The organism is Plantibacter sp. VKM Ac-2885, assembly GCF_015351205.1.
Lineage (GTDB): Bacteria > Actinomycetota > Actinomycetes > Actinomycetales > Microbacteriaceae > Plantibacter > Plantibacter auratus.
In genome coordinates this window covers 1530521-1545224 of record NZ_JADKSK010000001.1, presented here as the reverse complement: position 1 = coordinate 1545224, position 14704 = coordinate 1530521, and the positions used below count along the sequence as shown (strand labels likewise).

Here is a 14704-nt window from a genome sequence, read left to right as displayed (position 1 = left end):
CCCGATGGCCGATTCCCTGTCCACCTGGTGGAGCAGCGTCTCACTCCGGACGAAGATCACCGGGGTGACGGTGCTCGTCCTCGCCTTCGGTCTGCTCGTCGCGGGCATGGGGACGACCCCGCTCCTCAAAGAGGTCCTCACCCAGCAGGCGAACGACAGTCTGATCACTGCCGCCAAGGGCAAGATCGTCGGTGAGATCTCCGAGGACGGACAGCTCCAGCTCGACGCCCCCTCGACGCTGTTCGTCGCCGTGTACGACACGAACGGCGAGCTCCGGGCCTCGTCCGGGTGGGACGACAGCATCGCTCCCGAACACCCGGCGCACCTCAGCGCGAACGACGTCGCCGCGAGCGGGACCCAGATCTACACGACCACCAACGCGAGCGGCACGATCGTCTACCACGCGGTCTCCGTCCCGGTCACCCTCGACGGGTTCCGCACGGGAGCGGCGTGGGTCGCCATCTCGATGCAGGGCACCGACAACACGATCGCGACCTACCTTACGATCTTCTTCGTCCTCGGCGTGCTCATCATCGTGGTCGGAGCGCTCCTCACCCGGTGGCTGGTGACCGGCACGTTCGAACCGCTCCGCCAGGTGGAACGGACGGCCGCCGCGTTCGCCGACGGCGACTTCAGCCAGCGACTCGCGGGCTCCACACCGAACACCGAGGTGGGGCGACTCAGCCGATCACTCAACACGATGCTGGCTCGCATCGACCGCGCGTACTCGGATCGCGGGAAGACCATCGAGCAGATGCGGAACTTCGTCGGGGACGCGAGCCACGAGCTCCGCACCCCGCTCGTCTCCGTGCGCGGCTACGCCGAGCTCTACCGGATGGGTGCCCTCCAGACGCCGCAGGACGTGGCGCAGGCCATGGAGCGCATCGAGAAGGAGGCCATCCGCATGGGTGCGCTCGTCGAGGACCTCCTCCAGCTCGCCCGCCTCGATGAGACGCGACCGCTGAACGTCGCCCCCGTCGACCTGCTTCCGATCGCGCGCGACGCCGCGCTCGACACCACGGCCCAGGCCCCCGGGCGTACGGTCCAGGTCGTCCGCGACGAGCGCATGGCGCGAGCCGTCGACGACGATGCCTCCGAGACCACCGGCGAGTCCCCGTCCGCTACCGACACACCAGCCCAGACGAACTCGACCGGGCCGATCTTCGGCGCGACGTTCAACCGCTTCCGGCGTCGGCCGAAGCCCTCCGGCGACGCCACCACGCCCGACACGAAGCCCATCGCCGAACCACTGACCCTGGCTGTGCCACCGATCGTCCTCGGCGAGGAGAACAAGATCCGGCAGGTCGTCACGAACCTCATCGGAAACGCCCTGCGCTTCACGCCCGCCGACAGTCCGATCGAGCTCGCGGTCGGCACGGACGCCCGTGCCGGGACCGCCAGTATCGCCATCGTCGACCACGGCGAGGGTATCCCGCCACAGATCCGCGAGAAGATCTTCCAGCGCTTCTGGCGTGCCGACAGTTCGCGGACCCGCGAGACGGGCGGCAGCGGCCTCGGACTAGCCATCGTCGCCTCCATCGTCGCGGCGCACGGTGGCACGGTCGACGTGACCGAGACCCCCGGCGGCGGCGCGACGTTCCGCGTCATCCTGCCGCTCGCACCGTCAGCGGCCACGAGCCCCATCGTCATCGCGGGCCCTCCGGCCTGACCCGCCGGCGGGCTGGCTCGACCCTCCTCCACAGGCTCCGGTCTGCTCCGGAGTGCGCGCCCGAGTCCTTCCTGGCCGGTTCCGGCCGGTGGCGAGCACCTACCGTCTCGGTAGCGGCGATGACAGGCATCGCCCGGACGAACGGAGTTCCCGATGGCCACTTTCCAGGTCGACAGCGACGCGGTCGAGCGCGCTTCCACGGCGGCACGCGTCACGATCGAGCAGATCCAGAACGAGGTAGCCCGCCTGCACACGCAGCTGGCGGCACTCGACGGCCAATGGACCGGCGCTGCAGCGGCCGCGTTCCACGGTGTCGTCGAGCGCTGGAGGGGCACCCAGCGTCAGGTCGAGGAGAACCTCGGCGAGATCAGCCGAGCGCTCGCCGTCGCGGGCACGCAGTACGCCGAGATCGAGCGGGCGAACGCGAGCATGTTCAGCGGGTGACGCTCCGGCGGCGGCTGGAACGACTCGATCGACGTCAGGCCGCCGCCATGGCCGTCGCCAGCGCGATGACCCGCTCCGTGGCCGTGAGCGACCCGTCTCCCAGCATCGACGCTCCACCGACCGTGATCGTGACCCAGGTTCCGCGGAGGTTCATCTCGAGCTCAGCCCGATCGGTGATCGTCGGACTGACGCGCACGAACGCGCTATCGCCCGTCGATCTCGACGACCGAGACGCCGGGGGCAGTTCGCTCGAGCGTCAGCGAGTCCGCAAACGCGGGTCCAGCGCCGCGGAGCGTGTCGATCGATCCGGTTCGTCCGGACTCCGCGCCGGCGAAGCCGCACGTCTGGCCCCCAGCGACGAGCACCGCACCGTAGGAGACGTTGCTGGACCGATAGCTGAAGCCCGGTTCCCAGCTGGGCGAAGTGAGATCAAGGGTGGACTCGAGCGTTTCGGCGGATACGACTTCGGCACACGTACTCGGCCAGTCAGAACGTTCCGGCGAGAGCGAGTCGTGTCATGGTTCGGGCTGAAAGACGCACTGGCCCCGTCCTGCGGGCGTCCAGTCACGGCTTCACAACGTTTCGTCCGAACATGCCGCGAGGCACATACACGCTCCAGAGCCACCTCCCCCCCCCTCCCACAGCGATGCAGGCGAAACGACGCAGGGCGCCTCCCGAAGGAGACGCCCTGCGCAGGTGTTGCTGTCGGACTTAGAAGTCCATGCCACCGGTCGGGTCGCCGGCCGGAGCCGGGTTCTTCTCCGGCTTGTCGGCGACGACGGCCTCGGTGGTGAGGAACAGACCGGCGATCGATGCTGCGTTGAGCAGCGCGGAGCGCGTGACCTTCACCGGGTCGTTGATGCCGGCAGCGAGCATGTCGACGTACTCTCCGGTCGCGGCGTTGAGGCCGTGTCCGACGGGCAGGTTGCGGACCTTGTCGGCGACGACGCCGGGCTCGAGGCCCGCGTTGAGCGCGATCTGCTTGAGCGGAGCGTCGATGGCGACCTTGACGATGTTCGCACCGGTCGCCTCGTCACCGACGAGCTCGAGCTTCTCGAACGCGGTCTTGCCGGCCTGGATCAGGGCGACGCCACCACCGGCGACGATGCCCTCTTCGACGGCAGCCTTCGCGTTGCGAACAGCGTCCTCGATGCGGTGCTTCCGCTCCTTGAGCTCGACCTCGGTCGCTGCACCGGCCTTGATGACCGCCACACCGCCCGCGAGCTTGGCGAGACGCTCCTGGAGCTTCTCGCGGTCGTAGTCGCTGTCGGTGTTGTCGATCTCCTTGCGGATCTGCGAGACACGACCGGCGATGGCGTCGGCGTCGCCGGCACCCTCGACGATGGTGGTCTCATCCTTGGTGATGACGACCTTGCGGGCACGGCCGAGCAGGTCGAGTGTGACGGTCTCGAGCTTGAGGCCGACCTCCTCGGAGATGACCTGGCCACCGGTGAGGATGGCGATGTCCTGCAGCTGAGCCTTGCGGCGGTCGCCGAAGCCCGGAGCCTTGACGGCGACGGACTTGAAGATGCCACGGATCTTGTTGACGACGAGCGTCGCGAGAGCTTCGCCGTCGACGTCCTCAGCGATGATGAGGAGCTGCTTGCCCGACTGGATGACCTGGTCGACGATCGGCAGGAGGTCCTTGATCGCGGAGATCTTCTGGTTGGCGATGAGGATGTAGGGGTCCTCGAACACCGCTTCCTGGCGGTCGGGGTCGGTCACGAAGTACTGCGACAGGTAGCCCTTGTCGAAGCGCATGCCCTCGGTGAGCTCGAGCTCGGTGCCGAAGGTGTTCGACTCCTCGACGGTGACGACACCCTCCTTGCCGACCTTGTCGATCGCCTCGGCGATGATCTCGCCGATGGTGGTGTCGCCGGCGGAGATGGAAGCGGTCGCAGCGATCTCCTCCTTGGTCTCCACCTCCTTGGCGTTGGCGATGAGCTCGACCGTGACGGCCTCGACGGCCTTCTCGATGCCGCGCTTGAGGCTGATGGGGTCGGCGCCTGCGGCGACGTTGCGGAGGCCCTCGCGGACGAGCGCCTGTGCCAGCACGGTCGCCGTGGTGGTGCCGTCGCCGGCGACGTCGTCGGTCTTCTTGGCGACCTCCTTGACGAGCTCCGCGCCGATCTTCTCGTACGGGTCGTCGAGTTCGATCTCCTTGGCGATGGACACGCCGTCGTTGGTGATCGTGGGGGCGCCCCACTTCTTCTCGAGGACAACGTTGCGACCGCGCGGCCCAAGGGTGACCTTGACCGTGTCAGCAAGAATGTTCAGTCCACGCTCGAGGCCGCGACGGGCCTCCTCGTCGAAAGCAATGATCTTAGCCATGTGTGTTTTTCGTCCCTCCCGGACGTCATGAACGTTGTTAGCACTCAATGAGTACGAGTGCTAAGTCGATTCTGGCACTCAGGGGGTGGGAGTGCAAGTGAGCACCGGCGCCCTGAGCGAACTCCCGGGAACAGCCCCGGAACGACGAACGACGCCGCCCACCGAAGTGGACGGCGTCGCAGGAATCGCGTACCTGATCAGCGGCTACGCCAGGCGCACACCCTCGGCCTGAGGCCCCTTTGCTCCAGTGCCGACCTCGAAGACGACCGCCTGGCCCTCTTCCAAGGACTTGTAGCCGCTCATGTCGATCGCCGAGTAGTGGACGAAGACATCCTGTCCACCGTCGTCGACCGTGATGAAGCCGAAGCCCTTCTCAGCGTTGAACCACTTGACGGTTCCGTTCGCCATTTCATACTCCCATTGCTGCGTGCTCGCAGGCATCGACTGTTGCCGAACCCGGACCTGCCATCCGGGATCGGGACCCCGGTGACCACCCTGCGCCGAAGTGGACCCGGGGGCGAGTCGAGACGGGACGGGATGAGCGGCCAGTTCCAGATACTAATCCGGAGCACCGCGCGGATTCACCCCGAAATCGACAAACGGGGCGGAGTGATACGACAACTCAACATGGAGGAAACACTCCGGAAACACGGCGTGCCGGCGACCCGAGCGATCGACCCGCTCCAGCCGCGCTCAGGCGGCAGGCTGGTAGTCCGCGCCGACCACGACGACGATGCGGAGGACCGGCGCCTCGCCCTCCTCGACGGGGATCGCGTACGTGTCCGTGATCTGGATCGGGATGCCGCCGAGCGCGTTCGCGATGGCGCGGGCGACGCCCTCCTGCGACGGATCCTGGTAGTAGACGCCGCTCGTCGTGACGTCCTCCGTGCTGGCGTCGCTCGTCCCGATCTGCTGCGTGAAGCCGGCAGCCGCGATCGCTGCCGCCGCCGATGCGGCGAGGCCGGCGGTGGGTGTGCCGTTCAGGACGAGGATGCTGGCCGCGGGGTCGACGACGGGGGCAGCCTCGGTCGGGGTGGGGGTCGGCGTGGGCGTGGCGCTCGGGCTCTGCGAGCCGCCGAAGAAGTCGATCCGGTCGTTCAACCCGAACAGGGCGAAGGTGCCGACCCCCACGAGTACGAGCGTGGCGACCACGGCGACGAGGAAGGCGATCCAGCCGCGTCCCTTGGGAGCAGGGGCACGGTGCGCGCCGACGCGCTTGAGGTCGGGGACCTCGTCGAAGCGGTCGGGCGGGAAGGATTCAGCCATGGTGTGGTCTCCGAGAGCTGCTCAGCCGTCGGTGCGGGGAGCCGAGGCTCCTCGCGCCGAGAGTCGGGCGTCGCGGGTGCGCTGCAGCCGCTTGATCAGCATGGGGTCGTGGGCGAGGGCGGACGGCGAGTCGATGAGCGCGCCGAGCAGTTGATAGTACCGGGCCGGGGACAGGGCGAAGCGGTCGCGGATGGCGGCCTCCTTGGCCCCGACGTGCTGCATCCAGTGGGACTCGAACTCGAGGATCTCGAGCTCGCGCTGGTCGAGGCCTCCCGTCGGCGTCGACGCGTCGTCATCGGCAGGCGTGCGCGACGCTGGCTGCATGCTCATCTCCTGCCGATCGGTGCCGATGCGGCGACCGTGGAGTCATGCTCCGGTCCGCCGTCGTCCAAGTCTATTCAGCCGATGCCCGCCGGGCCGCATCCACCCCGGCGAGGGCCGACGTTCACCGGGAAGGATCAGGCTCGGTGCAGTGTTATGGAATACGTCGGGAGCCGCATGCACGAGGCAGCCCCGCACGTAGGATGACCGAGACGAATGGAGCAGCATGACGTACGACGTGTCGAAGACCGATGAGCAGTGGCGCGAGGAACTCACGCCGGAGCAGTATCAGGTCCTCCGCGGAGCGGCGACCGAGCGGGCCTGGACCGGTGAGCTCCTCGACGAGTCGCGCGCGGGCCTCTACACCTGTGCCGCCTGCAACGCCGAACTCTTCAAGAGTGGTACCAAGTTCGATTCCGGCTGTGGATGGCCGAGCTTCTACGAGTCCGTGAACCCCGAGGCGGTGCAGCTCATCGAGGACCGCACCCTCGGCATGGTGCGTACCGAGGTCCGGTGCGCCAACTGCGGCTCGCACCTCGGCCACGTGTTCGACGACGGCTTCGGGACGCCCACCGGCGACCGCTACTGCATGAACTCGATCGCGCTCAACTTCGCCGCGGCCGACACCGCCGAGCCGACGGAGTGACCGAACCGGTCGAGCGTCCAGTCCTCGCCGCCGTCGCCGGGCGCCGTTCGTGGTCCAAGGTCACCGACGTCGCTCCGAGTGACGCGGAACTCCTCGAGGTCCTCGGGGCGGCCGGTCGAGTGGCCGACCACAGTGCCCTGCGTCCGTGGCGGGTCATCACCCTCCGCGGCGACGACCGGGTGAAGCTCGGCCGGGCGCTCGCGAAGGCGGAGGGCGACTCGAAGCCCTCGACGAAGCCGCTCCGCGCGCCCCTGTTGCTCGCGGTCGTCGTCAGCGTGAAGAAGTCGAAGGTGCCCGCCTGGGAGCAGGAGGCGGTCGCGGCCGGAGTGGCCCACATGGTCAGCCTCCTGCTCGACGACGCCGGGTGGGGCGTGTTCTGGCGCACGGGCGGCGCCACTCGCGCCAAAGCGGTCCGGAAGGCACACGGTCTGAAGAAGGGCGAGGAGCTCCTCGGCTGGTTGTACGTCGGAGGGAAGCCGGGTAACGCTCGCACAGGGCGCCGCAAGACGATCAACGCGAAGGCGCACCTCAGCTCCATGCCCTGAGGACGGAGTCGCTCACGGCATCCGACGGCTCGACTCAGTCGGCGGTTGACGATGCCGTGGGACGACGCCTGAACCGCGCCGATGCGATCGCCACGGCGGCGAACGCGAGGAGTGTCCCGATGACCGTCGCGACATGCACGCCGCCGTCGTCGGTGGGCAGGAGCACGTCGAGGGCGAGCGCACTCAGGGTCTGACCGGCCACCGTGCCGAGGCCGAGGATGAGCACGCCCGTGTGCTGCACGAGGAACGCCGCCACGGCGATGAACACGCATCCGATCGGGCCGCCGAGGTAGAGCCACCACTCCCCCGGGAGCGGTCCGGGCGGCGCCACGATGACCGCGTGGAGCACGGCGGCGATGACCAGCACGACCGTTCCCACGATGAAGTTGATGAACGTGGCGGCGAGCGTGCTCTGCGCCCGCATCTTGACCCGTCCGTTGACCGCCTGCTGCCAGCCGATCCCGATGCCGGCGAGGAGCGGGAGGACGAGCAGTCCGAGTGGGATGCTCCCGCCGAGCTCGCCCGAGACCGCGACGCCGACTGCGACGAGGGCGACGACCGCCCCGAGGACGCGCTGGACGCTGAACCCGACGACACCTCCCGGGCCGAAACCGATCCGGTCGAGCACGAGTCCGCTCGCCGTCTGGCCGGCGACGACCGCGACCGTGAAGAGGGCGACGCCGAGCGTGGCGGCGGTGAGCCCCTGCGAGAGCACGAGGAACGCGCCGGCACACCCACCGAGCACCGTCCACCAGGGCATCTCCCTGCGTCGGACGGCACCGGCCACCGTGGAGAGACCGCGACGACCGGTACGGGACAGCGCCAGTCCGACGGTGAGGATGATCAACCCGCCGCCGAACGAGATCGCAGCTGCGGTGAACCCATCGCCGAGTCGCGCGCCGAGCTCGCCGTTCAACCGGGCCTGCACCGCGATGAAGGCACCGCTGACGACGGCGATGAGGAGCGCGAGCGGCGCTGGGACACGGGTCACGGGAGGGTTCCTTCCAATGAGGAACCGCCCACTCAGCAGGCTGAGCGGGCGGTTCTCGGCTGGAGCCGACGACGGGACTTGAACCCGTAACCTACGCTTTACAAGAGCGTTGCGCTACCAATTGCGCCACGTCGGCCGACAGGGGCTGGCCCCGGTCCCGTCCATCCTACGATGACGGCGGATCAGCCGTTGGTCACGGGCGACTCGCTGGCACCCGGCGTCGGCGTTCCGGTGGAGTAGCTCTCGCTTGAGACGGCGAGGACGAAGGCCGCGAACTGCTCGGCATCGGTGAGCGAACCCGTGTACTGCTTGCCGTTCACCAGGATGGTCGGCGTCCCCTCGACCTTGGCGACGTCGGTGCCGGGCAGCGGGCCGCTGCGCGCACGGTCGGTCGAGTCCTTCACCCACGACTTGTAGGTGCCGTCGTCGATGCAGGCGTTGATCTTCTTCTCGCCGCCGGAGATGACTCCCTTGGCGATCGACTTCAGCTCGGCGTCGGTCAGGCCCTCGGTGTTCTCCTTGGGCTGGTTCTCGAACAGTGCGGTGTTGAAGGAGAAGAAGTCGTTCGGCGAGTACTCCGCGACGCAGGCGGCCGCGTTCGAAGCGCGCAGCGAGTACTGCGTCCCGAGCGACAAGTTGCTCAGCGTTGCGAGGGGGTGCACCGTGTACGTCGCGGCGCCGGCCTCGAGCCAGCCCTTGACCTGCTCCGCGTTCGTGGTCTCGAACTGACCGCAGTAGGGGCAGAGGAAGTCCTGGTAGACGGAGATCTCGACGCCGTCGGCGGCGGGGGTCTCGGTGGCTGCCGGCGTCTCAGCCGGGGCGGGCTCCGCGGGGGCGGCCGGATCGGTCGCGCTCGGCGTCGGCGTGGACGCACTGGCCGGGGCTCCGACCAGCTGCAAGCCGGCGGAGACGGTGAAGCCGTCGTTCTTCGCCGCGGTCGGGACCGGTCCGGCGGGCTTGATCGACGTCACGATGATGACCGCCACCACCGCCACGATCGCGAGCGCACCGAGCACGATGCCGCCCTGAAGCAGCACCCGGTTGCGGCGGTCGCGGCGCTTCTGCTGCTCGCGCAGCACCCGCGCCTTCTCGCGTGCCGCGTCGCGTCGTTCGTTCTTGGTCGGTCGGTTCTGCGATCCAGCGCCAGACATTGATCCTCGTTTCGGGGGGCTCGCGCTGCGGAGACGAGGCAGCGCCAAACAGAGTAATCGTAGACCTGCCGCCTGAGAGAGGCCCAAACCAGGCCGGGAGCCGGCTGTGCGTCCACCGAGAGATCCGCTGGTCGCTGGACCTTCCATTCACAGGTGGTCGTGGCATACTGGAACGGCGAACCGGCCATCGATGACGGGTTCGCGTCCATTCACAACGGATCGTCCGGCACGTACCTGCCGGTGAAGGAGAACAACCATGGCGTCTGTGACGTTCGACAACGCAACCCGTTTCTACCCGGGTGGCACTCGCCCCGCGGTCGACAAGCTGAACCTCGAGGTCGCCGACGGCGAATTCCTCGTCCTCGTCGGCCCGTCCGGCTGCGGCAAGTCAACCTCCCTCCGCATGCTCGCCGGCCTCGAAGAGGTCAACGACGGCCACATCTTCATCGGCGACCGCGACGTCACCGACGTGCCGCCGAAGGACCGCGACATCGCGATGGTGTTCCAGAACTACGCGCTCTACCCGCACATGACCGTCGCCGAGAACATGGGCTTCGCGCTCAAGATCGCCGGTGTCGGCAAGGAAGAGCGCGCCACCCGCGTGCTCGAAGCCGCCAAGCTCCTCGACCTCGAGGACTACCTGACCCGCAAGCCGAAGGCGCTCTCCGGTGGTCAGCGTCAGCGCGTCGCGATGGGTCGAGCCATCGTCCGTCAGCCCCAGGTCTTCCTCATGGACGAGCCGCTGTCGAACCTCGATGCCAAGCTCCGCGTCCAGACCCGCACCCAGATCGCGTCGCTGCAGCGTCGTCTCGGCGTCACCACCGTCTACGTCACCCACGACCAGACCGAGGCGCTCACCATGGGCGACCGCATCGCGGTCCTCAAGGACGGCATCCTGCAGCAGGTCGGCACCCCGCGGGACCTCTACGAGAAGCCGAACAACGTCTTCGTCGCCGGCTTCATCGGCAGCCCGGCCATGAACCTGTTCGAGGGTGAGATCGCCGACGGCGGCATCAAGCTCGGCGGATTCATCATCCCGGTCGAGCGCGAGATCACCGATGCCGCTCCGTCGAAGAACGTCACGGTCGGCGTGCGCCCCGAGGACATCACCGTGTCCAGCAACTCGGGCTCCGGCATCGAGGTGACCGTCGACCTCGTCGAGGAGCTCGGCGCCGACGGCTACCTCTACGGCCACACCGACGTCTCCGGCAAGCGCACCGACATCGTCGCCCGCGTCGACGGTCGCAACCACGCGCACATCGGCGACACCGTGTTCCTCGCGCCGACGCCGCACCACGTGCACGCGTTCGACTCGGCATCGGGTGAGCGTCTGGGCAACAAGCCGGTCGTGTCCTCCTCGATCTAGTTTCCCGCCGACGATGGTCGAGCGGTCGGTCTCCGATCGCTCGGCCATCGTCGTTTTCGCTTGTCCAGTCTCAGCACGACGATCCCCGAGGAGCGCTCCGCACCATGTCCGGCGCATTGAACATCACCGCTGCCACCGTCGACCCGGCGCTGCTCGACCTCCCCTGGGAGCTCCCCCTCGAGAACTGGCCGAATGAGGCCATCGCCTCGCTCCCGAAGGGCATCTCGCGCCACCTGGTCCGGTTCGCGAACCTGTCCGGCTACGTCATCGCCGTCAAGGAGACGACCGCGGAGATGGCGAAGGGTGAGTACGACATGCTGCGCACCCTGCAGCGCCTCGACATCCCCTGCGTCGACCCGCTCGCGGTCATCACGAACCGGAGCGACCGCAAGGGCCGCGAGCTGCCGAGTGTGCTCGTGACGCGGCACCTGAAGTTCTCACTCCCCTACCGTGCGCTCTTCCAGGGCACCCTCCGGCCCGACACCGCGACCCGCCTCGTCGACGCGCTCGCCGTCCTCCTCGTCCGCCTGCACATCGTCGGCTTCTTCTGGGGCGACGTGTCGCTGTCGAACACCCTCTTCCGACGCGACGCGGGCGCTTTCGCGGCCTATCTCGTCGACGCCGAGACGGGCAAGCTCTACGAGGGCGGGCTGTCGAACGGGCAGCGTGAGAACGACCTCGAGATCGCCCGGGTGAACATCGCCGGCGAGCTCCTCGATCTCGAGGCCGGCGGACGAGCCGACGCCGAACTCGACCCCGTCACCGTGAGTAACGGCATCGTCGCCGCCTACCGGTCCCTCTGGAAGGAGCTCACGGGCTCCGAGTCGTTCGACGCGTCCGAGCGCTGGCGCATCACCGAGCGCGTCCACCGCCTGAACGAACTTGGCTTCGACATCGAAGAACTCGCGATCAAGACGACCGACGAGGGCTCGACCGTGCGGATCCAGCCGAAGGTCGTCGACGCCGGGCATCACCAGCGCCGCCTCCTGCGGCTCACCGGGCTCGACGCGGGCGAGAACCAGGCGAGGCGGCTGCTCAACGACCTCGACGCCTACTCGGCCTCGTTCGGGAAGGACGGGTTCGACGAGGAGATGGCGGCGCACGAGTGGCTCATCCGCGTGTTCGAACCGGTGGTGAAGGCGATCCCCCGCGAACTCCGCGGCAAGCTCGAGCCCGCCGAGATCTTCCACCAGCTCCTGGAGCACCGCTGGTTCCTCGCGCAGAACGAGGGTCGCGACATCCCTCTGGCGGAAGCCGTCGGTTCCTACGTGAACACCGTCCTGCGGCACCGCCGCGACGAGGCGACCATGATCGTGCCACCGACCGAGGCGATCAGCATCCCCGCCGCCATGACCGGACCAGTGGACTGGCGAGACCTCGTCTGATCGGGTCCGTCACCTCGGCTGACGCCAGACAGGCCCTCGGAACGGAGATCCGTTCCGAGGGCCTGTCCTCGTTCGTGCGACGCGAGCGCCGGTCGCCTACTCGGCGTTACGGCGACGCGCGATCTCGTACAGCGTCACGCTGGCCGCGATCCCGGCGTTGAGCGATTCGGTCGAGGCCGAGATCGGGATCGACACGACCGCGTCGCAGGTCTCGGTGACGAGGCGGGACAGACCCTTGCCCTCGCTGCCGACGACCACGAGGATCGGCTGGTCGGCGAGTTCGAGCCCGGGAAGGGAGACGTCGCCGTCGCCGTCGAGACCGATCACGAAGACGCCGCGCTCCTTGAACGCCTTGAGCGTCTGGGTGAGGTTGGCGGCCATCGCGACCGGCGTCCGAGCCGCCGCGCCGGCCGAGGTCTTCCACGCGGAGGCGGTGAGGCCCACGCTCCGGCGCTGCGGCAGGATCACTCCGTGACCGCCGAAGGCTGCGGTCGATCGGATGATCGCACCCAGGTTGCGGGGGTCGGTGATGCCGTCGAGGGCGATGAACAACGGGTTCTCGCCACGGGAGATGACCTGGTCGAGCAGCTCCATGGGGTGCGCGTACTCGTAGGGCGGCACCTTGATGGCGAGGCCCTGGTGCACGCCGTCGAACCCGGCCATGCGGTCGAGCTCCGGACGCATGACCTCGAGCACCGGGATCCCGCGTCGGGTGGCGATGCTGAGCGCCTCCTTCACCCGGTCGTCCATCTCGATGCGGGTCGCGACGTACAGCGTGGTGGCGGGGATCTTCGCGCGGAGCGCTTCGAGGACGGAGTTGCGGCCGGTGACGACCTCGGACTCGTCGCTCGACTTCTGCTTGGTCCGGCCGTTCGTGGACGGGCGTCCGTTCTGTCCGGCCGCCTGCTTCGGCTTACCGGTGCCACCGGAGGCCGCGTAGCGCTCCTGCGCAGCCTTCCGCTTGCCGGCCGGGTGCCAGGCGCGGTCCTCGGCCTTGGGGGTCGGTCCACGACCCTCGAGCGCCTTGCGGCCGAGGCCACCGGTGCCCTTGGTGGGACCCTTCTTCGCTTTCTTCGGCCCGGTCGGGCGGGAAGGCTTACTTGCCACTGATACTCCAATGTGCTCCGGACGGGGTGTCTTCGATGGTGATCCCAGCCGCTGTGAGTTCGTCGCGGATCCGGTCGGCCGCTGCGAAGTCCTTGGCGACCCTGGCGTCCGCGCGATCGACGAGCAGACGCTCGACGAGTGCGGACAGGGATCGGTGAGTGACGGGGTCGGTGCCCGACGACCACGAGGGGTCGGTCGGGTCGATGCCGAGCACCCGGGTCATGTCGAGGACGGCGACCGCACGCTCGCGGGCTGTCGCCAGGTCGTCGCCGCCATCGAGGGCGGCGTTGCCGACGCGCACGGCGTCATGCAACACGGCGAGCGCGCGGGGGATGTTCAGGTCGTCGTCCATCGCCTCGACGAAGGCGGCCGGAAGCGTCGCTCGACTGGCGGCCGTGCCCGTCTCGGTGAGCAGGTCGGCGCGGGCGGCGCGATCGAGGAAGCCCTCGATTCGTCCGAGTGCGGCTTCGGCCTCGGCGAGTGCGCCCGGATGGAATTCAAGCGTCGATCGGTACTGCGCTGCACCGAGGTAGTACCGGACGACGAGCGGCCGGGCTGCTGCCAGGAGGTCGGCGGCGTAGACGGAGTTGCCGAGGGACTTCGACATCTTCTGCCCGCCCGTGACGGCGACCAGCCCGTTGTGCAGCCAGTACCGCGCGAAGGGGTCGCCGGCTGCGCTCGACTGGGCGAGCTCGTTCTCGTGGTGGGGGAACCGGAGGTCGAGTCCGCCGCCGTGGATGTCGAACTCCTCACCGAGGTACTTGGTCGACATCGCCGAGCACTCGATGTGCCAGCCGGGCCGTCCCTCGCCCCACGGAGACATCCAACTCGCCGAGCGCGGCTCCCCAGGCTTGGTGCCCTTCCAGAGCGCGAAATCGCGGGGATCCCGCTTGCCGCGCGGGTCGGCGTCGGTCGCGGCCTCCATGTGCTCGGCGCTCTGCCGGGTGAGTTCGCCGTAGCGGCTCCATGAGGCGGTGTCGAAGTAGACGTCGCCGGAGTCGTCGGGAGCCGGGTACGCGTGCCCGGCGTCGATGAGCCGCTCGATGAGCTCTTGCATCTCGGGGATGCTCGCCGTCGCGCGGGGCTCGTAGCTCGGGGGCAGGATACCCAGGGCACCGTAGGCGGCGGTGAACTCGAGTTCGTACCGGTAGGCGAGCGCCCACCACTCCTCGCCGGGCTGGGCGAAGCCGCCCTCGACGCCGGCGGCGGCGTTCGCGAGGATCTTGTCGTCGATGTCGGTGACGTTGCGGACGAGCGTCACGCGGACCCCGGAGGCCGTCAGCCAGCGTCGCAACTGGTCGTAGACGAGCGCGCTGCGCAGATGTCCGATGTGCGGAGAGGACTGCACGGTCGGTCCGCAGACGTACAGCCCCGCCTCGGCTTCGCGGAGCGGCACGAAGTCCCGGAGGGACTGCGTTTTCGAATCGTAGAGTCGGAGGGCCACGAGACCAGACTAGCCGCCGTCGTCCGGGCATGATGGTC

15 protein-coding genes and 1 tRNA gene are annotated in these 14704 nt (G+C 68.5%); 6 read left to right on the top strand and 10 right to left on the bottom strand.

Annotated elements, in window-relative coordinates; translation table 11 throughout:
* The first annotated feature begins 4 nt into the window (after positions 1–4).
* Together ITJ66_RS07480 and ITJ66_RS07475 are read left to right on the top strand one after the other, a co-directional pair.
* Positions 5–1669 carry a HAMP domain-containing sensor histidine kinase gene (locus ITJ66_RS07480; RefSeq protein WP_194644241.1) on the top strand — a complete coding sequence of 555 codons (1665 nt, stop codon included), beginning with the start codon at positions 5–7 and terminating at the stop codon, positions 1667–1669.
* Positions 1670–1822: 153 nt separating this feature from the next.
* Positions 1823–2113: a WXG100 family type VII secretion target gene (locus ITJ66_RS07475; protein ID WP_064296564.1), complete on the top strand. Its 291-nt coding sequence runs from the start codon at positions 1823–1825 to the stop codon at positions 2111–2113.
* A gap of 34 nt (positions 2114–2147) precedes the next feature.
* On the opposite strand, the gene ITJ66_RS07470 is transcribed toward ITJ66_RS07475, so the two are convergent.
* From ITJ66_RS07470 to ITJ66_RS07450, 5 genes are all read right to left on the bottom strand, one after another.
* On the bottom strand, positions 2148–2309 hold the full coding sequence (locus tag ITJ66_RS07470) for a hypothetical protein (RefSeq protein ID WP_161578545.1): 162 nt from the start codon (positions 2307–2309) through the stop codon (positions 2148–2150).
* A 515-nt stretch (positions 2310–2824) separates the two neighbouring features.
* Positions 2825–4444: a chaperonin GroEL gene (groL, locus tag ITJ66_RS07465; RefSeq protein WP_064296567.1), complete on the bottom strand. Its 1620-nt coding sequence runs from the start codon at positions 4442–4444 to the stop codon at positions 2825–2827.
* Between the two features lie 204 nt (positions 4445–4648).
* Positions 4649–4852: a cold-shock protein gene (locus ITJ66_RS07460; protein WP_079705369.1), complete on the bottom strand. Its 204-nt coding sequence runs from the start codon at positions 4850–4852 to the stop codon at positions 4649–4651.
* Positions 4853–5137: 285 nt separating this feature from the next.
* Positions 5138–5710 (bottom strand): LytR C-terminal domain-containing protein, encoded by a 573-nt coding sequence (locus tag ITJ66_RS07455; protein ID WP_192018290.1) that lies wholly within the window; start codon positions 5708–5710, stop codon positions 5138–5140.
* Between the two features lie 21 nt (positions 5711–5731).
* On the bottom strand, positions 5732–6034 hold the full coding sequence (locus ITJ66_RS07450; protein WP_086474690.1) for a DUF3263 domain-containing protein: 303 nt from the start codon (positions 6032–6034) through the stop codon (positions 5732–5734).
* A 223-nt stretch (positions 6035–6257) separates the two neighbouring features.
* Between ITJ66_RS07450 and msrB the strand changes: the two genes are divergently transcribed.
* Together msrB and ITJ66_RS07440 are read left to right on the top strand one after the other, a co-directional pair.
* Positions 6258–6677: a peptide-methionine (R)-S-oxide reductase MsrB gene (gene msrB, locus ITJ66_RS07445; RefSeq protein WP_085510334.1), complete on the top strand. Its 420-nt coding sequence runs from the start codon at positions 6258–6260 to the stop codon at positions 6675–6677.
* On the top strand, positions 6674–7222 hold the full coding sequence (locus tag ITJ66_RS07440) for a nitroreductase family protein (protein WP_085510333.1): 549 nt from the start codon (positions 6674–6676) through the stop codon (positions 7220–7222). The genes msrB and ITJ66_RS07440 overlap by 4 nt, the downstream gene beginning before the upstream one ends.
* Before the next feature lie 34 nt (positions 7223–7256).
* Here ITJ66_RS07440 and ITJ66_RS07435 read toward each other — a convergent pair whose 3' ends face one another.
* From ITJ66_RS07435 to ITJ66_RS07425, 3 genes are all read right to left on the bottom strand, one after another.
* Positions 7257–8213 carry a DMT family transporter gene (locus ITJ66_RS07435; protein WP_229940440.1) on the bottom strand — a complete coding sequence of 319 codons (957 nt, stop codon included), beginning with the start codon at positions 8211–8213 and terminating at the stop codon, positions 7257–7259.
* 60 nt (positions 8214–8273) lie between these two features.
* Positions 8274–8349: transfer RNA gene (locus tag ITJ66_RS07430), tRNA-Thr, on the bottom strand.
* A 46-nt stretch (positions 8350–8395) separates the two neighbouring features.
* A complete protein-coding gene (locus ITJ66_RS07425; protein WP_191940693.1) occupies positions 8396–9364 on the bottom strand; it encodes a thioredoxin domain-containing protein in 969 nt (322 codons plus the stop codon).
* Positions 9365–9620: 256 nt separating this feature from the next.
* On the opposite strand from ITJ66_RS07425, the gene ITJ66_RS07420 reads away from it, so the two are divergent.
* Positions 9621–10730 (top strand): ABC transporter ATP-binding protein, encoded by a 1110-nt coding sequence (locus ITJ66_RS07420; protein ID WP_079705359.1) that lies wholly within the window; start codon positions 9621–9623, stop codon positions 10728–10730.
* Between the two features lie 104 nt (positions 10731–10834).
* Positions 10835–12115, top strand: coding sequence for a DUF4032 domain-containing protein (locus tag ITJ66_RS07415; RefSeq protein WP_064296363.1), 1281 nt, complete (start codon positions 10835–10837; stop codon positions 12113–12115).
* A 96-nt stretch (positions 12116–12211) separates the two neighbouring features.
* Here ITJ66_RS07415 and rlmB read toward each other — a convergent pair whose 3' ends face one another.
* Together rlmB and cysS are read right to left on the bottom strand one after the other, a co-directional pair.
* Entirely contained in the window at positions 12212–13222 is a 1011-nt protein-coding gene (rlmB, locus tag ITJ66_RS07410) for a 23S rRNA (guanosine(2251)-2'-O)-methyltransferase RlmB (RefSeq protein ID WP_194644239.1), read from the bottom strand.
* The gene (gene cysS / locus ITJ66_RS07405) at positions 13212–14666 is read right to left on the bottom strand and encodes a cysteine--tRNA ligase (protein ID WP_191940692.1); all 1455 of its coding nucleotides are present in this window, start codon (positions 14664–14666) and stop codon (positions 13212–13214) included. The genes rlmB and cysS overlap by 11 nt, the downstream gene beginning before the upstream one ends.
* Positions 14667–14704 lie beyond the last annotated feature (38 nt).